This is a genomic window from Rufibacter radiotolerans (assembly GCF_001078055.1).
Lineage (GTDB): Bacteria > Bacteroidota > Bacteroidia > Cytophagales > Hymenobacteraceae > Nibribacter > Nibribacter radiotolerans.
The window spans coordinates 2,248,438-2,266,508 of the sequence record NZ_CP010777.1; the positions used below are offsets into that span (position 1 = coordinate 2,248,438).

Sequence of the window (18,071 nt, forward strand, 5' to 3'; positions counted from 1 at the left end):
AGTCTCCATTAAGGACCGGTTACCTTTTATCTTCATCCTTCCGCCAGTGCCCTCTTTACCTTAGAGAAGGTTTAGGGAGCGGCACCGTCAGCTTGTTGATTTCCTTATAAGACCTGCCTAGTTTCAGGTCCTTAATTACTTCTTTATGCTTGCCCAAGAACTTCTCATGGCACTCCGTAGAGCCCACCTTTAGGCCCGTGTGCAGGCTGCTGGCCTTCCGGTTCTTTATCACCCTATTAACCCTGAGCTTCAACCTACGTGCATCACTACCCAGCCGAGGTGCAGCATATTGGAGATTGTCAGCTAAGTGAAGAAGAAATGTTTGACATATTAAAGTTAAGTAAACAACCAGCTTTATATGTAGACGCATTTTTTAGGGAACGGCATTTGTTTTGCATAGGCGGGTTAGTTAAAACCAGAGAATTCTAAAAAACAAGGGGTACCTTTACTTTCCATTGCTTCCTTTGGCAATAAGTTCAATTGCTATTTAAGACATTAGGCTTGACATTTGACGCATAAATCATGGAAAATACATTCGGATTGCCCATAATTCCCTCCAATGAGGAGCAACGGCTGGAAAAGCTTCATAGCTTGGACCTAATCGGCTCCTATCAGGAGGAGGGTAACTTCAAGCACATCGCCGGAATGGCCTCCAGGATGTTCAATGTCCCGATCGCTCTCGTTAACTTTGTTGACAGAGATTATGTGCTGACGAAAGCCAGCCAAGGGTTAGAGGAGCCACAGCCTGTGCCACGAGGCACCAGCCTCTGTTCCCTTGCCATCCTGAGGGACAGCACCACAGTGTTTGAGAATGCGCTGCACGAGCCCTGCCTGCTGGCCAACCCCATGGTGACGGGTGAGTTCGGACTGCGGTTCTACGCAGCGGCTCCTTTGACTACTTCAGACGGATACAATATCGGAGCGCTGTGTATCTTAGATAAAGAGCCCCGCGAGTTCTCTGAGATAGACCAAAGAATCTTGGAGAACCTGGCTTCAATCATCATCAATGATATTGAGACCGGGGCTGCTTGATAAGGCCTAAATAATGAAGACTTTACTTTTGAGAGAAACAATATGGAAGGAGTAGAACATGGGCAGGACGTAATGCACGGCTCAATTTTCGTATTGCTGAAGCGTTATGTAGAGAACACGTTTGACTACAGCACCTGGATAAGGCTTTTGGAGTCGGTAGGCATAGAACGCACCTCCTACCTCATGCACGAGATGTACCCGACGGACGAGCTGTTCGCTATTGTAGGAAAGGCATCCGAGGCAACCGGTACCCCGGCCTATGACTTGATGGAGAGCTTCGGCGAGTTCCTGGTCCCTGACCTGCTGCTGGTGTACAAAAAATACGTGAAGCCTGAATGGCGCACCTATGAGATGCTGCTCAACACCGAGGTGGCCATGCACGGCGCCGTCAAGAAAGAAGACGCCAGGACCTCCCCTCCTAAGCTACTGGTGACCAAACAGGGACCTAGCAGGTTGATTGTAGACTACTACTCCAAACGCCGTATGGCCGGGGTCGCGGTTGGCATCATCAGAGGCATCGCAAAGCACTACCATGAGAGCGACAAGGTAAGCGTGACCCGCCTTACCGAGCCGCATGCGGAAAGGGTGCAGATTTTGGTAGATTTCAGGAACCGGACTTAATAAAGAAGAGTCCGCCATGATTATCTACGAAAACGGGTTTGTAAGGCTTCTCTATGAACCTGCAAACGACGTCATCCACGCCACACTGCCTGGGCTCGACAACAACCTTTTCACGGAAGCAAGGCGTTCTTACGACATAGTGGTGGACCATGTCAAAAGTTATGAAGCCTGGACTCCTGCTTGACTCCTCCCAGATACAGGTAACTGTGCCGGAGGAAGTATTGTTGCCGATCCTATCCGACTTTTTCAGGCCACTAGGCACTTCCCGGCTCCAGAGGCTGGCCCGGGTCCTTTCCCCTCTCGCCTCCAGAGAAAGAGCCATAGAGCAGGCTTTAATGGGCTTTACCCCCCAATTCGATTATAAATGCTTTCCACACCCCGCCCAAGCACTTAGTTGGTTGGAGGCATAGCCCATTACTTTAGCCTCTGATCAAGGGCTAAAATAGAAATCCAAAGGAGTGGCCATTGCGAGTGGCACCTTTGTGGGGGGGAACTGCTTCTGAGGAATTTTCCCTGTTCGCCGGGGAAAAACTATCACCTTGTCGTCTCCTCACATAGCAAGTGTATGGCAAAGGGATTATCTCCATAAATAGTTATTTCCCAATTCAGGCAATATGAGACACCTTTTAGATATTGAAGGGCTAAAATCTAAATAGAAACCCTGCATTAGTTTAATGGAACATTTTCCAAAACTCAGCGTATTGAGACTGTGCTATATTTTACTTACCGAAGAGAAGGTGACCCATATTTTAGGGTTACCTTCTTTTTTCGTTTGAATCTAACACATAACCATCTAAATCCTGACCATTAAATTGGGTGTCACTATACTGCTGTGGAAGTAGTGAAATCACCAAAAACAGGTTGGATTTGATTAGGAGAATGTAATTGAAGAAATTTCGGTTTCTGGGTTTTGCCGCAAGGTTTGGCTTAGCCGGCTTGGGAAAGGAGCCAAGTCAGGGCCTTTTGTTCATCGTCGAAGGTCCTGATCTCAAAAGTATCATCTATTCGCTGTATCAGGGACTCGACTGTCATAATAGCGTAGATACTGGTTGGAACTACATAAGCCAGGTATTGCAGACCTTCTTTCCTCATTTGGGGCGCCCACTCACTCTGGACCCATTCCAGCGCCATATCCCAAGAACCTATCACTTCCCTGTTGCAATTGAGAAGCTTGGCATAGGGCTTCCCCGACATCAATTCGAGAAGCTTTTGCCCCCCCTCTTTGACTGTCTCCTCAGACTGAGGCCCGAACCAGCGGGCATGCACGATGGAGTTTTCGCTGTTTCTGGAGATGCGACAAAATACGTTACCGTACACTCTCTTCAACTCTACCTGTTCCTCCGGTTCCATTCCTATAGGGCTCATATGGTGACGTTGCTAAGGCTGTATTGCCGTAGCCACTGGCGTGCTTCCTGGATATTGTCAAATACCCTCGCCTCAAAGTCTTTCAGACTGGAGTAGAAGGCAGAGGCAGAGCCCTCGGCAAAGGATTGGGGGGCGGTGACCATGGCGAAGTGCCTCAGGCCTGCTTTCGCCGCCATGGGCGCCCACTGGTTCACCACCCAGTCCACAGAATGGTCCCAGCTCCCTATAACCTTGGTGGTGTCATTCAATACGCAAAAGAGATCCGCTTTACGTAGGGCGTCAGTGTAGGCCAGGGCGCCGGCCTTGACGCTCTCCTCGGTCAGGTACCCCATCCAATCCGTATGCACCCATCTATTCTCGCTGTCCACCGTCACCGTCAGGTAGACATTGCCGAACGCGTTCCTATATTCTTGTGTCATAATGACTACCTAGACGTAAGTCGCTGTCCAGGGTTACGGAGACATTGTAAATAAAAAATATCCCTTACAATCATCGGCAATAAGAATTTTAAAGGCTGGAATACAAAATGTATTGGCTTTTCACCTAGAAAGTAATAGCAGTGTTTCAGAAAGTAATAGGCTGTCCTAGCCTAAGCAACAACGGTTTATTAGGTGATTGCAATTGCCTGACATTCAAAACAGGAAAACCATAAGTACCATCAGACTTTGCTTTCAATCTCCTCCAGAAGGCGTATAAGTTCCCTCTCGCTCCCGTCTAGGTGCGTCAGCCCCGCGCGGGCTTCGTCTATCTTACCCCCGTTATAAAGGTTAACCAAATCCTTGGCTTTGCCGGTGATGGATAGATTTATCTTTTCGATCTCCCTTATCTCCGGCAGGTGGCCATATTTCGTCAGTGCGGAACTATAGAGCCATTGGCCTAGGGAGTTTTCCCGGGCTGAAAACAATGAATCATCCGTGGAGCTTCCGTACAGGATGGAACGCAGCTTTGACTTGAACAGGATGAATTTCACCCTGGCCTGCTTTATGTCTAAACTCTGAAGGCTATCCTGGCTTTTTAACATGTTGGGAGATTGTCCAAGGGGAACGCCACCGGCGCTAAACAAGTTTATTATTACCTATCTTATTTAACTTGGATGGCTTGCTTTGACTTTACCAAGTCAGTTACCTCAAACCCAAAGGTCACGATACCCGCAACTTTCCCGTCCTCCTTGAAGGCCTGGTACACGAAATTATAGTAGGTCTCCTCCATTTGCCCATTGTCGTGCCTGTCGATTTGGGCCAGCATCTCATTCCCGATATAAGGCTCTCCGGTTTGGAATACCTGGTCCAGCAAATTGAAGAAACCTTGACCTTTCAACTCCGGCCATGCCTGCTCTACGGTTTTCCCTATGAATTGCCTGCTGGGGGCCAACCTCTGGTAGTTCGGGTTCACCAATTCGTAGATATGCTCAGGACCTCTTTGGATGGCCACTAAGGCGGGGGCCTGCATGAACAGGTCATGCAGCATCTGGCGCTGGGATTCTACTTTCCGTGCGGCCTCCACCTCACGGTCGAAGGAGGCCAACAGTTCCTCATTGGTCGCCACGAGTTCCTCCACCATGCTTTTCTGCTCATGGTAGTCGGTGGTGCTCCCCACCCACATCACAACCTGCCCACGCTCATCCAGACGGGGCATACCCTTGGTCAGGTGCCAGCGATAGACGCCATCGTGCCGCCGCACCCGGTACTCCACCTGGTAGGCTGCCTTGGTTTCCACGGCCCTGCTCCAGGCATAGCTGGCATTCTGCGCATCAGCCGGATGGACGGCCTGCAGCCACCCGTAGCCGTACAGTCTATCAAGCGGTATCCCGGTGAAGTCCACCCATCTCTGGTTGTAGTAGTCGCAGTATCCATCGGGCCGGGTGGTCCAGAACATCTGGGGCATGGACTCGGCCATGAACCTGAACTTCTCCTCGCTTTCCCGTAGCGCTTTTTCGGCGGCCTTCTCCTCCGTGAGGTCTTTCACCTCGATGACCGTGGCAACGGGAACCCCGTTCTCGAAGATCGGGCTGGCCGCACAGCTCACCGGGAAAAACGCGCCGTCCTTCCTGATGAAAACGTCCAGGTGCGCCCGTACGCTGTTGTTGGTGGGGAGCGCCCTGTCTATGGGGCAATCTTCCATGGGGTAAGGGGTGCCGTCCGGGTGATGGTGATGGATGATATCATGTAGCGGCTTGTCCTGCACCTCGGCAAAAGTGAAGCCGGTCATCTTCTCGGCCGCCGGGTTCATGAACGTGCAGTAGCCTTTGTCATTCATCATGAACATGGCGACCGTGGCGTTATCGGTGATGGTGTTGGTTATCTTCAGCTGTTTCTCCAGCGCTGATTCATAATCATTATGTTTGGTCGTCTTCTCAGATATGTTGTTTTCCATTTGATATGGGAATATGTCGTCAATCGGATTATTACAGGGTACAAGATAAACAATTAAGGTTAGCAAAGCCTTTGAATGTCCAGCAGGTAGCATGAGAATAAGTCATACTTTGCTTTAAGCAACAGCCGGCTTTGGCTCCAAATGTAAATCCAAGACCAAGCAATCTAGTATAAAAAGGGAGTAACTTTTTAGGTGTGCTCCATACGTCCTTCTAATAGCTTTGGTTCTTCCCTTATACTTAACTAAACAGCAATCTAGGGAGGATAACACTTTAATCCCTTAGCCAGGTCATATCTCTGAATTTGCCGAACTAACTTCAAAGTGTTTCTAAATCAATCTAGATTCTTGGACACAAAGTGCAAATGCCAAAATATGCACTAAGCTGTAACATCACGCATTTGCTTTGAATAACTACTATAAAGCCATGATTTACCTATTGACCATTCGCTTCTCCAGACGGGAAAGTGTATCCATGAACTGCTCCCCCGTAGACTCTATCTCCAGAAACTTCTCCTTGGCTTCTGATTCTTTACCGCTGTTCCAGAACTTTATCAATCCATTCGTCTTATCGGTGAGTTCGTTATGTAGGTAGTTCGCCTCCATTACCTCATCCGTCTCAAGGTGGAAGCGGGTGGCGAGCGCCTCCACCCAGGACCCGAGTTCCTTCAGGTAGGCTTTGAAGTTTTCCGGGTTCGCCTCGCTGCCCAGGAGGAAGCCCCTCACCCTAGCCTTAAAAAACATGTGCTTGGTCCGGGCCTGGTTGAAATCTATGGACATGTCTATTGGGAAAGGATTGCAGGGTCGACTCCTAGCCAATGGCACGCTTCCTTTAGGGAGTCAAAATATTGGAACTCAAATGGGATTCGGTCACCGATGGTCTGCAGGATATTCTTGGTGGCCATCCTGTTGAAGACGTCCGTGGACTCGATGGAGGCCGATTTTCGGATTTTGGACAGTCTAAGAAACTCCGGAAACCAAACCGTGTTGATGTATTCCTGGTCGGCGGGCCGGATTACTTTCATGTTGCGGCTGTCACCCAGCCCCAGTTCTACCTCCTTGGTGGAGACCAAATCCAATACCGCAGCAAGGATTCTACGCAGTTCCTCGCTTGGGGTGAAACCATGGTACTGGGTAAAGACCAGCCTTTCCCGCTCGAAGTATTTCATGGTCGCGTATTCCGACTCGTAGTAAACCATTTAGACTGTTATTAATAAAAAGCTTAATAAGGAAAACCCTTTTAGCACCAAGTGCTTGTAACCAAAGGTAAGACTTATAATAAGCGCCGCGGTGAATTTATGGTAATGGCTTTCATTAAGGACACATTAAGCTGGCTTTGCATCTGACATTTACAGCTTCAAAAGGGCTTACGCTTACAGAACTGTCGCACGCCCTCGCCTAGGCCCAATGTTACGATGCAACTGATTGTAAACCCTAATTTAGGGTTTAGTGTATTAGATTATCCTCTAAAAGCCATGCTTTAGCGGCATCGTAATTCTTGAACTCGCTGAAGAGAAAAGGCAGGCCCTCGATATCGAGTTTTTCTTTTATGCCATCCGAACTGATCTGGCTGAAGATATCCTGCGCCTGCACGCGGGCCATCTTAGTTATTCCTTTGGAGAAAGGGAGGAACCTGGGAAACCAATCCTTGGCCGCCCACTCCTGGTCTTCCAGCCTCACGACCCGGGCCAACCGGTAGTCACCCAGCCACAGCCGGATATCATTCCCGCCCACTGCCTGCAGGTACTGGTTCAGCCCTTCTCGGTATTCGTCACTGGAGGCGAACCCGAGCCATCTCGTCTCTATCAAGTTGTGTTGTCCGTGGTATTCAATTTCGAGGCACTCGGATTTATATAAAAGCATGGTAAGGATTCTCTTTAGCCAACCACTCGCTTCCTCCACTACAGAAGTTCGGTGGGATCGGTAGAAATACGGCTGAACCTGCCAGAAGGATTTGGTAAAATCCTTCAAATTCAGATTTACCTTCTGGCCATATTTGGCGTGATTCAAGGACATACCGCGTCTTTCCTAAACTTTATGCTCACCTTGGTTCCCTTGGATGGGATAGACTCCAGTCTTATCTTGCCTCCGAGTGCATCCGCGTAGGTCTTCGAGAGGAAAAGGCCTGCTCCTCTTCCCGCGTACCCCCTATGGAATTTCTTGTACAGCCTGAACAGATTGGGCTCGACTACGCCCATGTCCATGCCGATGCCATTGTCCACCACCGCCAGTTCCATATTTTTGCCTTTTATGGCCGCCTTCAGGGAAATGTGGAGTGGCACATCCGGCCTCCGGAACTTAATGGCGTTGGAGAGCAGGCATTTAAGGATTTCGTACAGGTACGCTTTGTTGGTATAGATGACTGGCAGCTCTTCGAATTCCACCCTAGGCGCAGGCTCTACCCCAAGTAGGTCAACGCGGAAGTCCGCGACCACCTCCCTGCAGAATACGTTGAGGTCGACCTGCTCCCTGTTTGGCGCGGACCTACTGTCTTTCACCGACAGTACATTATTCATGTCCAGGATGACCCCGTCAAGTCGGTGCGCGCACTCCCCAACCATGCCCAACAGGCGGCCGAAGTCCGGGGAGGCCCTGTCTACGGTAGAGAGGGCGTTCGCCAGCCCGATGAGGTTGGCGGCCGGGGACCGCAGGCCGTGGGAGACGATGTAGCTGAACTGCCGGAGGTCCCTGTTCTGCTCCGACAGGTCCTGGGCCAGGCGCACCATCTCCTCCTCCTTCTGCTTGCGGTCCGTGATGTCCGTCCTTACCCCTATGATCTTTTTGCTGCCCGAGTCATCCAGCGCTGGCGTGATCTCATTATAGAACCACAACTTCCTCCCTGACTTGGAGTAGCTGAAGACCTCGCCCTTGAAGGATTTCCCGGCGGCCAGCCTCTTCTTAATAGTTTTGAGCATACCGGGCTGCGCGTCGCCACCCCCCAAGACCTCCTCCGGCCGTCGCATGAGACACTCTTCCAGGGTGAACCCAGTGGACTTCTCGAAAGCCTCATTCACCCACTCTATTCTCCTCTCCTCATCCATGACCATGATACCGGTGGTTGTCTTGCTGGCCACCAACGCCATCTTCTCCAGTCTGTCCTTTTCCTGCTTTCTCTGGGTGACATCCACGAAATGCACCGCCACCCCCTTGCCCGCGGGATATATCTGGAAGCTGATGATGGAATCCGCCTTATAGGGGATCACCTCCTCGAAAAAGGAGGGTGTCTTATTTCCCAGCACCTGGAGGCACTCCCGGTAGAACCGGGTGGAGGTAGCAAGGGGAAAGACCTCCCAGATGCTTCGGCCCAGCAGTTCCTCCTTTTTTTTGCCCATGTAGGAGGCGTAGTAGGCGTTCACATAGGTGTACTCCCAGTTCTCGTTCAGGGAGTAGAAACTCTCCGGGATATTCTCCATGATACCGCTCACTACATCCACCTGCTCCTTTAATTGGGCCTCGTCCCTCTTCTGAGCCGTGATATCCTTCGCTATCCCCTGAAGACTCACAACCTCGCCCCCTACGAGCACCGGTAGCACGGTGATGCCTAGGTCCGAGACCACCCCGTCCCCCCGCCGAATGGCAAGCTCTAGGTACTGGGTGTTGCCTGACATGGTGTTTGCAAAGGCGTTCTGCGCCAGGGGTAGGTCATCCTCATGGACGAACTTGCCGAAGTGGCTGCCCAGGACCTGACCGTCGGGGAAGCCCAGCAGTTTGGAGACGCCGTGGTTCACCTTGGTGAAGAAGCCGCCCCTGTTCAGCTCGAACACGGCGTCCGGGTGGTTATGGAAAAGGGCCTCGTAGTGGGCCTGGCTCTTCTTCTTCCGCTGTTCCTCTAAAACCCGCTCAGTGACGTCCCGGGAATTGGTGACGTAGCCGCTGACCGCCTCATGCTGCGCCATGTTGGTGACGGAGCATTCCAGCCACAGCCAGCGCCCGTCCTTGGCCCGAAACCGGAAAGGGGAAAGCGTGGCGTAATCGGCTGACACGGCATAGGCCAGTGCCTCCAGCGCGCCCTGCAGGTCTTCCGCGTGGATGAAAGAGAAGGCATTGCAACCGACCAGCTCCTCAGGGTCATAACCTAATATCTTTTTTACCGAACCGGCCACGTACTTATATTGTCCTTGCGCGTCGATAATAGACATAAGGTCGGTACTGTTCCCGAGGATAGCTTCCAGGAAGCCGTCGCCTTGCTCAATTCTACCCATAAACCTGCTTTTTATTCATCACTAATATACATCCAAACAGTCCTGTATCAGTATTAATACCGAATATTGATGAATAAATTTTCAGAAAGCATGGTTCATTTCCTTCCCGAAGAAAGAAGGCAATTCGATGATTTGCAGAATTTTTAATGGAGGGGCAACTTGAACTTCATGACGTTTCCCTTTATTTTTTATAATGTAAATAATTGTATGGTTTAATAGTCATGGCGTATGCGCCGCTACCAAAGGGAAATTGGAATAATAACTCACATAGAATGGAGAATACCTTCGGAATTCCGATCCTGCCAAACAATGAGGAGGAAAGTTTAGCGAAGCTGCGCAGCTTATACTTGCTGAACGCCTACCAGGAGGAGGGCGAGTTCAACCACATCGCGGCCAAGGCATCGAACATGTTCAATGTGCCTATCGCCCTAGTAAATTTGGTTGACAGCGCCTACGTGTTGACAAAGGCCAGCGCAGGGCTTGAAGCCGTTGCGTCAGTTTTAAGTGGGACAAGTCTATGCTCATTGGCCATCCTCAAGGATGGGACCACCGTTTTTGAGAATGCCGTGGAGGAGCCTTGCCTACTGGCTAACCCCATGGTAACGGGTGAGTTTGGCCTCCGCTTTTATGAGGCCGCACCGTTGAACACCAGCGATGGGTATAACATCGGCGCGCTCTGTATCCTAGACAAGGAGCCTCGGGTATTTTCACAGACCGACCAACGGATACTGCAGAATCTCGCCTCAGTGGTAATGGAAAACATTGAGAAAGGTGTGGCATAAACAGGAAACCATGAGTTTAACCTTTTGGGAGACATACCTCTTCTAATAGTGTAACGTGCAGAGCTATGGGAAGAAAATAACCCATTTATTTCCCAATAGGTAAGTCTACTCTGCCTGCAGGTGTTCATGATGGACCCTAGTCAGGAGAGGCGCTATTCCTTAACGCTGTTCATATAAACCAAGCAGCAACCCCCAAAGTAAAGCTGCCTGTACCAGGACAATTTAAATCAAGTCGCCATTTCCCATTGGAGGTGCAGCCAATCGCCCCTCTCCGTTTTCTTCTCCACTTCCCACCTAAGGTTTTGGAGTTGGGTCGGGCTAAGCAGGCCCGGCTCTTGGAGGAGAGTCAGCTTCCTATACAGCATACCCATCATCTCTTCTTGCTGGATTTGCCCGTCCTTAACAGCCGACGGGTTGCGCCTTAGATAAATTTCCCTTTCCATAACACAGGTTATTAAATTTTAAGTGATGTTATTTATTGTATAGGTTATATACGTGAAGGCCTTATTTCCGGCTGACGGTCGTACCTGGGAAGCTGGCAGGATAACGTACTCATGAACTTAACTATTCCAAGGCCTTGTCCTAGTCGGAGAAGGTTTCCATCAGGAAAGTGACCGATAACTCTTGCCTAATATGGTTGATAGTGTTCACAGCCCTGGCGGCCTCGGAGGGAAGAATTGAATGGAGATACGCTAGCTTCAGAAGCGGGGTCCGGGCCAGGCCCTAGGCATGCCTGGCCAGTAGGATGGTGAAGGTCGTACCCAAGTCTTTCCTGCTATCTACCTCAATCTTGCCCCCCATGGCCTCTACCTGGGATTTGACCAGAAACAGGCCTATGCCCTTCCCCTCGCAGTCCGGGTGGAACCGCTTGTAAAGCTGGAAGACCTTGCCGCGCGCCTTTTGCATGTCAATGCCGGTCCCGTTGTCAGACAACGTGACTTTGACGTAGTCATGGGCAGTCATTCGAGATTTGACCATGATTTTCAATGGCCGGCCCTCTGAGCGGTATTTGATAGCGTTGGAGAGTAGGTTGAGGAAGATGCTGTGCAGGTAGGCGCGGTATCCCCGCACCTCGACTCCTGGCCCCAGGTCCGCCTCCACCTCGCCGCCAGACTGCTCCAGCGGCGCGCGCAGGTCCGAGACCGCCTGGTCGAAAACCTCCCGGAGGCTGACCTTCGAATAGACTGCGGAGTCTTTCCTGTCCCGTATGGAGAGTATGTGCGTCAGGTCCATGAGGATTTCATCCAGGCGGATTGCACTCTCTTGGAGGTAACGCAGGGCGACGTCAAACTCCTGTGACTCCTTCGGTTTTTCCGTGAGTAGCCCGCAGAGGCCGAGGAGGTTCGCCACAGGCACGCGCAGGTTGTGCGAGACAATGTAGTTGAACTGCTGCAGGTCCAGGTTCTGCCGGGCGAGTTCCTTGCCGAGTCGCTCCTGCTCCCGCTCCGCCGTCTTGAACTCGGTGATGTCATGGACCATGCCAATCAGACGAGCGCACCTGCCCTGCGCGTCGAAGACAGGCACCGCCACCACTTGCCCGGTCTTCTGGCCGGCGGGGTACTCGGAGACTTCCAGCCAGGAAACCTCCCTGCCGGTCCGGATCGCCTCTGCGTATTTTCCCTTCACGTGCGACAGGGAGGGTTCGGGGATTATCTCGTCCACCAGGCTCCCCTCCACTTTGCCGATGGGCAGCCCGGTCGTCACCTGAAAGGCCTTGTTGGCGAAGGAGAACCTGAACCTGTCCCGCCCCTCTACCTCCAGCACGAAGATGACATTGGCCAGGCTGTCCAGAATCAAGGGAAGAAGGCGGTAGTCGACGTGGGAGGTCTCCCCATCGCGGGCCTTGTCTACCGGGAATGGCTCGATGGTCGTGAGGGGCTGAACCCTTGCCACCAGCGCCCCAACCCGGTCCTTATCCATAATGGGGTAAACCTCCAGTATGTAGCCTTCCTTTACAGGCAGTTTGGCGCCTGCCTTTCCCAAGGGCGCCACCCTTCGTTTGAAGGCTGACCCCGTGGCTAAGACACCTTCTGCTATCTGGGTCAAGGTGGCAGGTGGGATGCCCAGCAGGCTGCCCATTTTCTCTAAAGCCAGGGAAGACGACGGCCGGAGTATCTCGCCCGGGTCGGCGGCGCCCCACTCACAAAAGGCCTTGTTCACGGAGATAGCCGGGAAACCTGTTTCCGCGGAGAGTACCACGTGAGGGGTATTCGATTGGGCGAAGGCGGCCCCTAACGTATCTGCATGTAACATTCCTCTGGTCTTGGTGGATAGGTTCTCGGTAGTTCTAGGAAACTTATCCTAAAATTATAATACGTTATTGTGCCTGGTATTGATTGGCCTACATCAATTGTTGAAGTCCCTGTTTTTACTAAAAGGTCCTTAACCTGATTTAATTTCACCTTAAACTTTCAGTAAGCAAAAAACGCTCACTAGATATTAATATGGTTCAAATATAAAGGACAATAGGAAAAGTATTGTTAGCCTTCTAGGCAGAGGGAATAACAGCCTGTGGCATATACAGAAAGGACGGGGGTATAAATTTCCGATTGAAACGCTCAAGGTCAAATCGGGTACCCCATCGCTTGGGAAGGGGCAAAACTCGCTACTTAAGTGAATGTGGACATATATCTTTTGAATGTCTATCACAGAAATACGGCAACAAGCCACAGGAAGCTTGGCCTATTTCTACAATTCAGTCAGTCGACCTCACTTAGGGCTAGGCTTGCTTAATCGATTCCCCCTTGCTCGCCGGGGGAACCGGGGCAGCCACTCCTTCTCCAGCCACGTGACTGAGTCTGACCAAGGCCCTGAGGACCCCGTGTTGTAATTGAGCCGGAAGGCGCAGCGGGTGCGCTCGTGCAGTTCCAGCCCGGCCACAACGGCTTTCCTCAAATCCTGCTGGGTGGCGGCGCCATGCCATTCGGCCTCCACCATATTGGACTGGGCGTTATACCTTATCCGGTAGAAGGTCCTCCCGAAGACGTTCTTCACTTCCTGCTGCATCGGTGTTGATCGTATGGTTTCGGTGGGTATTTAACACCTGTTATTTCTACAATTACAGCATTAAAGGTATAATGTTTTTCAGTATTCCAAAGCAGGTAAAGAATAAGTCAGCATTTATGTCTAGAAGGATGAATGTTTTCCCGTCCCCGTCGTAATAGCACACTATTACCCGGCAAATCCTTGTCGGGCATTGTTTTTCGTCTCCTCAGGCCCCTGCCTATCGCGTGGACTGGCCGGTGAGAAGAGGCAGGGGTGGGAGGCAAGCGATTCGGCCCATTCCCTTTTACATGCAGGATTGACCATGAAAAAATTTGACCTAGTCATGGTGGTAGAGGACGACCCCACCGCCACGTTCGTTGCCCACCGCATCCTAGAGCGGAGCGCCCTGGCCGAGAGGCTCTGCACGGCCAGGAACGGTAAACAGGCGCTCACCTTCGTGCAGGACCACTTCTGCTCCCCGGACCCTGCCCCAGGGCTTCCCTCAGTTATCCTGGTAGACATCAGCATGCCGGTCATGGACGGGTTCGAGTTCCTGCGGGAGGTCAACCTGCTGGGGCTTGCCAGGAGGCCCCTCATTGCCATGCTTTCCTCCTCCAGGAAAGAGGAGGATGTGCGGAAATCCTTCCAGCTCAAGGCCGATGCTTACTTCACCAAGCCCTTCAGAATAGAGTACCTTGAGCAACTCCTCGTAGAGGCGCCGTAATGTGCCGCCAGGCTTGGCTAGGGCCTTTACGGATACAGGACGTATTTTTCAAGACCTAGGTAATGCTTAGGCCATACTGGGTGGGTCTTTTTTCGGGTAACCCTATTTTCTTGGCTAAGCGGGAAAAACAGGGGCTGTATTTCCCCTCAAACGCCAGAGAAATAGTGTCCAAGGCATATCTTTTGCAGGGGTGTGGAAGGGAAAGAAGCGGACAAAGACCCCATCGTAGTTGATTTCCCTCTCCAGGCGTCAGGCCAGCATGAGTGGGGACACTATCAAACCCAGGCCTACATCCGCAGCTTCCGGAACCGCTGCTGCTCCTAGGGTAGTATACCATTCTACATACCCTTTCTTCAATACGAGTTCCTAGGTCTTGCTAACTTTACCCTATGCGGGTCAGTTCCACGTCCTGCACCGGATTAATGAGCAGGGGAACCTTCTCTATCTTGACCGAGCTGGTGTCCAGGCCGAACCACTTGTCCTCCGAAGCGATGAAGTCCTTAAGGATGTAGTAGGCCTTCATCACCAGGTTCTCCTTCCAGGGCAGGTCGTTCTCCACCGACATGTATTTCTCCAGCACCACAAACCGGAAATCACCTATCACGTTCTGCCGGCTGAGCGACTCGTAGCGGCTGGTGATGTCCACTTCCCCGTTCTCCACCAGGTTCTCCACCACCTTCCGGAAGTACAGGTTGATGCGCTGCTCCACCCGGAAGCCCAGGCGGAAGTCCACCCGGATGACGTCGTTGGGGACGATGTGATGCACCGTGTAATCCATGGTGTAGGGCTCGTCGGTGGTGTACACGTGCAGAAACCAATAGATGTCGGCCCGCTTGGGCCTTTTCTGGAAGATGGAGTAGATGATCTTGGACTCAATGTAGTTCTTGCGGTCGGCGCCGGTCATGAACACCAGGTGCGTGGAGTACTTGGGGACGGACTCGTCCTCGCTCAGCTCCTTGAGCCCCTCCACGTACTTGTCCAGCCGCACCTCCTCGGTCAGGCGGCGCTTGATGTAGAAGGCCTGCAGCATCACGTACATCACCGTGATGAGCGCCGCCCCGATGGCCACCGACACCCAGCCGCCGTGCGGGAACTTGATGAGGTTGGCCACCAGGAAGGACAGCTCGATGGCCATGTACACCCCCACGAACAACCCGATGAGGATTTTGGACACCTTCCGGAGGTGGAGGTAATAGGCCATGAGCACGGTGGTGGCCAGCATGGTCACGGTGATGGCCAGCCCGTAGGCGGCCTCCATGTTCTCTGACTCCCTAAAGTAGAGGACCACGGCCACGCAGCCGGCCCAGAGCAGCCAGTTCACGCTCGGCACGAACAGCTGGCCCTTCACGTTGGTGGGGTAGCGGAGGCGGACCTTGGGCCAAAGGTTCAGGCGGATGGCCTCCCCGATGAGGGTGAAGGAGCCGGTGATGAGGGCCTGGCTGGCGATAATGGCGGCCAGCGTGGCGATGGCGATCCCGATGGGCAGGAACCAGCCCGGCATCACCCCATAGAAGGGGTTGACCTTATCGGAGAGCGACTCGCCCGTGTGCTGGGTAAGCCAGGCGGCCTGGCCGAAATAGTTGAGCAGCAGGCACAGCTTCACAAACAGCCAACTGACCCTGATGTTGTCCCGGCCACAGTGGCCCAGGTCGGAGTAGAGGGCCTCGGCCCCGGTGGTGCAGAGGAAGACGGCGCCCAGCAGCCAGAAGCCCTGGGGATACTCCACCAGAAGCCGGTAGGCATACGCGGGGTTGGCTGCCTGAAGGACCTCCGGGTGGAGGAAGATACTGTGCATGCCCAGTATGGCCAGCATGGCGAACCAGACGAACATGATGGGCCCGAAGGCCTTGCCCACTATCTGGGTCCCGAAACTCTGGGCCACGAAAAGGACCGTCAGGATGGCCAGCACGATGGGCACGGTGGGGATTCCCGGGTTGATGATGCGCAGCCCCTCGATGGCCGAGGAGACGGAGATGGGCGGGGTGATGATGCCGTCCGCCAGCAGGGCGCTGCCCCCAATGACCGCCGGGACTATGAGCCACCTGGCCTTCTTGCGCACCAGGGTGTAGAGCGAGAAGATACCCCCCTCGCCGTTGTTGTCGGCCTGCAGGGTGAGCAGCACGTACTTGACCGTGGTCTGCAGGGTAAGGGTCCAGAAGACGCAGGAGACGCCGCCGTAGACCAGGTCCATGTTCACCACGCTCCCCCCGCTCAGGATGATGGCCTTCATCACGTACAGGGGCGAGGTCCCGATGTCACCGTAGATGATGCCAAGGGCGATGAGAAGCCCGCCCGTGGTGAGGCGGCTGTGGGCGTGGGCAGATTGTTTTTCCATAGGACCCTTAATAGTTTTTACCGTGATTCAGGTGCAATGTACTGCATATTCCCAGTTTTGTTTAGGCAAGTTATCGGGCAGGGTCTTGGCGGAGGGGAACCGGTATTCAATTCTTCCTTATCACCCCGCAAGCTGGGGAGGAATGGAAGGCCCAAAAACGCAGGGCCCTTCGGTTGCTTTATTATCCCCGGATTGCGTAACATTGCCATCCCTTAACGCCAACGTTTAGTCGATCATGAAGAAAGTACTGGTATCCGGGGGAGCCTCCGCCTGGCAGTGGATAGACCTGGAGAACCCCTCAGAGGCCGAACTCCTGGCGGTGGCGGCTGAGTTCGGGCTGCACCGCACCTCCGTGGTGGATTCCCTCCAGCCAGAGCATTTACCTAAGTATGAGGCCATCGGGGCAACGGCCTTCATGATTACGCGGGTATTCGACAGCGGGGCCGACCGGGAGGCGGACACCATCCAGGAACTCACCAACAAGGTGGGCATCTTCTACGCCGAGGGCTATATCATCACCATCCACCGGGGCTCCTCCCTGCTGATCCAGGACATACAGGAGAAATACGTGGCCACCGGGCTCGTGAATTCCACCTCTGAGTTGCTGCTGAAGCTGGTCAAGGCCATCTTCAAAACCTATGAGTCCCCGGCCCATAAATTGGCCGAGGAACTGGACTTCTACGAGGCCAAAACCTTCCTGAACCAGAAGATGCCCCCGCTCATCAAGGGGCTCTACCACCTCAAGCGGAAGGCCACGGTGTGCCGCCGCGTGCTGCGCCTGTCCGAGGTGGTCATCGACAGCATGGGGCAGGCCGGCTTCCAGGCCACCGCCGTGCAGGACCTCAGGGATTTGTACATCCACCTGCAGACGCAGCTCGAGGAGGTGAACGAAGGCACCAACAACCTCATCAACACCTACCTCTCGCTCTCCTCCCAGAAAACCAACGAGGTGATGCGGGTGCTGACCCTTTTCTCCGCCTTCTTCCTGCCCCTCACCTTCATTGCCGGCATCTACGGGATGAACTTCGAGTTCATGCCCGAACTCAGGAAAACCTACGGGTACCCCGGCGCGCTGTTGGCCATGGGGGTGGTGGCCCTTGCCATCTACCTGTGGTTCCGGAAGAAGAACTGGCTGTAGCGAGGTTTTGGATGCCTGATCCATCAAGTATTTGGGGTATGCCGCCCTTTAGCTGGGAATGTGGTCAGAAGGACACGGCCATGGAGGTGGTGAGGGATGCGAACCATAATCACAAACTGAGTCGATCCTTCATCTTTCCTTCGTTTTATGGCAGGTGAAATGACGAATTACCGACGGTTCCCCTTCCGTCAGGCCATTTATTTTAGTTAATGGAATTGCTTAGGGAGCTGAGAACGGGCTTGACTTTCTCAGCGGAGAGGAAAATGAGGCTATGACTCCTGATAATCCTAAAAAACGCGCGGGCCAAGTAACCCTTTTCCCCCGAAATACTACGAAATTTAACGTTTAGGCGAAAAAGAAACCCAATGCCCAGTCAACGAAAAGTCACCGTTGCCAGGGAATTCGCATCCTGAAAAAGGAAAAGTGAGCAGCTGCCGCGTATTTATTCTTTTGGAGAAGGAAAACAGTCCCAGGAAGAATTTATGGGGATAGTTGTGACTGCTTTCTCCTGTCTCTT

General features: G+C 52.8%; 16 protein-coding genes. 5 read left to right on the plus strand and 11 right to left on the minus strand.

Features of this window, described 5'->3' with window-relative positions; all coding sequences use genetic code 11:
• The first annotated feature begins 522 nt into the window (after nucleotides 1-522).
• A complete protein-coding gene (locus TH63_RS09370) occupies nucleotides 523-1,032 on the plus strand; it encodes a GAF domain-containing protein (protein ID WP_048920717.1) in 510 nt (169 codons plus the stop codon).
• Nucleotides 1,033-1,074: 42 nt separating this feature from the next.
• Nucleotides 1,075-1,653: a heme NO-binding domain-containing protein gene (locus TH63_RS09375; protein WP_048920718.1), complete on the plus strand. Its 579-nt coding sequence runs from the start codon at nucleotides 1,075-1,077 to the stop codon at nucleotides 1,651-1,653.
• A gap of 927 nt (nucleotides 1,654-2,580) precedes the next feature.
• Here TH63_RS09375 and TH63_RS09385 read toward each other — a convergent pair.
• From TH63_RS09385 to TH63_RS09420, 8 genes are all read right to left on the minus strand, one after another.
• A complete protein-coding gene (locus tag TH63_RS09385; RefSeq protein WP_048920720.1) occupies nucleotides 2,581-3,018 on the minus strand; it encodes a hypothetical protein in 438 nt (145 codons plus the stop codon).
• Nucleotides 3,015-3,437: an STAS/SEC14 domain-containing protein gene (locus TH63_RS09390; protein WP_048920721.1), complete on the minus strand. Its 423-nt coding sequence runs from the start codon at nucleotides 3,435-3,437 to the stop codon at nucleotides 3,015-3,017. Before TH63_RS09390 ends, TH63_RS09385 begins: the two co-directional genes overlap by 4 nt.
• A 239-nt stretch (nucleotides 3,438-3,676) precedes the next feature.
• Nucleotides 3,677-4,039 (minus strand): CZB domain-containing protein, encoded by a 363-nt coding sequence (locus tag TH63_RS09395; protein WP_048920722.1) that lies wholly within the window; start codon nucleotides 4,037-4,039, stop codon nucleotides 3,677-3,679.
• A gap of 59 nt (nucleotides 4,040-4,098) precedes the next feature.
• A complete protein-coding gene (locus tag TH63_RS09400) occupies nucleotides 4,099-5,391 on the minus strand; it encodes a PAS domain S-box protein (RefSeq protein ID WP_048920723.1) in 1,293 nt (430 codons plus the stop codon).
• A gap of 429 nt (nucleotides 5,392-5,820) precedes the next feature.
• Nucleotides 5,821-6,168: a hypothetical protein gene (locus TH63_RS09405; protein ID WP_048920724.1), complete on the minus strand. Its 348-nt coding sequence runs from the start codon at nucleotides 6,166-6,168 to the stop codon at nucleotides 5,821-5,823.
• A 2-nt stretch (nucleotides 6,169-6,170) separates the two neighbouring features.
• Nucleotides 6,171-6,557, minus strand: coding sequence for a hypothetical protein (locus TH63_RS09410; protein WP_156180505.1), 387 nt, complete (start codon nucleotides 6,555-6,557; stop codon nucleotides 6,171-6,173).
• Nucleotides 6,558-6,834: 277 nt separating this feature from the next.
• Nucleotides 6,835-7,404 carry a hypothetical protein gene (locus TH63_RS09415; RefSeq protein ID WP_048920726.1) on the minus strand — a complete coding sequence of 190 codons (570 nt, stop codon included), beginning with the start codon at nucleotides 7,402-7,404 and terminating at the stop codon, nucleotides 6,835-6,837.
• The gene (locus TH63_RS09420) at nucleotides 7,395-9,590 is read right to left on the minus strand and encodes a PAS domain-containing sensor histidine kinase (RefSeq protein WP_048920727.1); all 2,196 of its coding nucleotides are present in this window, start codon (nucleotides 9,588-9,590) and stop codon (nucleotides 7,395-7,397) included. The genes TH63_RS09415 and TH63_RS09420 overlap by 10 nt, the downstream gene beginning before the upstream one ends.
• Nucleotides 9,591-9,862: 272 nt before the next feature.
• Here TH63_RS09420 and TH63_RS09425 point away from each other — a divergent pair, with 272 nt between their 5' ends.
• Nucleotides 9,863-10,372, plus strand: coding sequence for a GAF domain-containing protein (locus TH63_RS09425; protein WP_048922718.1), 510 nt, complete (start codon nucleotides 9,863-9,865; stop codon nucleotides 10,370-10,372).
• A gap of 723 nt (nucleotides 10,373-11,095) precedes the next feature.
• Here TH63_RS09425 and TH63_RS09435 read toward each other — a convergent pair.
• Nucleotides 11,096-12,625: a sensor histidine kinase gene (locus tag TH63_RS09435; RefSeq protein WP_082161611.1), complete on the minus strand. Its 1,530-nt coding sequence runs from the start codon at nucleotides 12,623-12,625 to the stop codon at nucleotides 11,096-11,098.
• Between the two features lie 456 nt (nucleotides 12,626-13,081).
• The gene (locus tag TH63_RS09440; protein ID WP_156180507.1) at nucleotides 13,082-13,309 is read right to left on the minus strand and encodes a hypothetical protein; all 228 of its coding nucleotides are present in this window, start codon (nucleotides 13,307-13,309) and stop codon (nucleotides 13,082-13,084) included.
• Between the two features lie 370 nt (nucleotides 13,310-13,679).
• Here TH63_RS09440 and TH63_RS09445 point away from each other — a divergent pair, with 370 nt between their 5' ends.
• Nucleotides 13,680-14,081, plus strand: a complete 402-nt coding sequence (locus TH63_RS09445) for a response regulator (protein WP_048920731.1) — start codon at nucleotides 13,680-13,682, stop codon at nucleotides 14,079-14,081.
• A gap of 382 nt (nucleotides 14,082-14,463) precedes the next feature.
• Here the strand turns inward: TH63_RS09445 and TH63_RS09450 are convergent, their stop codons facing one another.
• Nucleotides 14,464-16,416 carry a KUP/HAK/KT family potassium transporter gene (locus TH63_RS09450; protein WP_048920732.1) on the minus strand — a complete coding sequence of 651 codons (1,953 nt, stop codon included), beginning with the start codon at nucleotides 16,414-16,416 and terminating at the stop codon, nucleotides 14,464-14,466.
• Between the two features lie 235 nt (nucleotides 16,417-16,651).
• Here TH63_RS09450 and TH63_RS09455 point away from each other — a divergent pair, with 235 nt between their 5' ends.
• Nucleotides 16,652-17,554 (plus strand): magnesium transporter CorA family protein, encoded by a 903-nt coding sequence (locus tag TH63_RS09455; protein WP_048920733.1) that lies wholly within the window; start codon nucleotides 16,652-16,654, stop codon nucleotides 17,552-17,554.
• The last annotated feature ends 517 nt before the right edge of the window (nucleotides 17,555-18,071 follow it).

Bases quoted from the DNA above. Each gene is read 5' to 3' on its own strand.
- TH63_RS09370 (WP_048920717.1), top strand. From the start codon at position 523: ATGGAAAATACATTCGGATTGCCCATAATTCCCTCCAATGAGGAGCAA.
- TH63_RS09375 (WP_048920718.1), top strand. From the start codon at position 1,075: ATGGAAGGAGTAGAACATGGGCAGGACGTAATGCACGGCTCAATTTTC.
- TH63_RS09385 (WP_048920720.1), bottom strand. From the start codon at position 3,018: ATGAGCCCTATAGGAATGGAACCGGAGGAACAGGTAGAGTTGAAGAGA.
- TH63_RS09390 (WP_048920721.1), bottom strand. From the start codon at position 3,437: ATGACACAAGAATATAGGAACGCGTTCGGCAATGTCTACCTGACGGTG.
- TH63_RS09395 (WP_048920722.1), bottom strand. From the start codon at position 4,039: ATGTTAAAAAGCCAGGATAGCCTTCAGAGTTTAGACATAAAGCAGGCC.
- TH63_RS09400 (WP_048920723.1), bottom strand. From the start codon at position 5,391: ATGGAAAACAACATATCTGAGAAGACGACCAAACATAATGATTATGAA.
- TH63_RS09405 (WP_048920724.1), bottom strand. From the start codon at position 6,168: ATGTCCATAGATTTCAACCAGGCCCGGACCAAGCACATGTTTTTTAAG.
- TH63_RS09410 (WP_156180505.1), bottom strand. From the start codon at position 6,557: ATGAAATACTTCGAGCGGGAAAGGCTGGTCTTTACCCAGTACCATGGT.
- TH63_RS09415 (WP_048920726.1), bottom strand. From the start codon at position 7,404: ATGTCCTTGAATCACGCCAAATATGGCCAGAAGGTAAATCTGAATTTG.
- TH63_RS09420 (WP_048920727.1), bottom strand. From the start codon at position 9,590: ATGGGTAGAATTGAGCAAGGCGACGGCTTCCTGGAAGCTATCCTCGGG.
- TH63_RS09425 (WP_048922718.1), top strand. From the start codon at position 9,863: ATGGAGAATACCTTCGGAATTCCGATCCTGCCAAACAATGAGGAGGAA.
- TH63_RS09435 (WP_082161611.1), bottom strand. From the start codon at position 12,625: ATGTTACATGCAGATACGTTAGGGGCCGCCTTCGCCCAATCGAATACC.
- TH63_RS09440 (WP_156180507.1), bottom strand. From the start codon at position 13,309: ATGGTGGAGGCCGAATGGCATGGCGCCGCCACCCAGCAGGATTTGAGG.
- TH63_RS09445 (WP_048920731.1), top strand. From the start codon at position 13,680: ATGAAAAAATTTGACCTAGTCATGGTGGTAGAGGACGACCCCACCGCC.
- TH63_RS09450 (WP_048920732.1), bottom strand. From the start codon at position 16,416: ATGGAAAAACAATCTGCCCACGCCCACAGCCGCCTCACCACGGGCGGG.
- TH63_RS09455 (WP_048920733.1), top strand. From the start codon at position 16,652: ATGAAGAAAGTACTGGTATCCGGGGGAGCCTCCGCCTGGCAGTGGATA.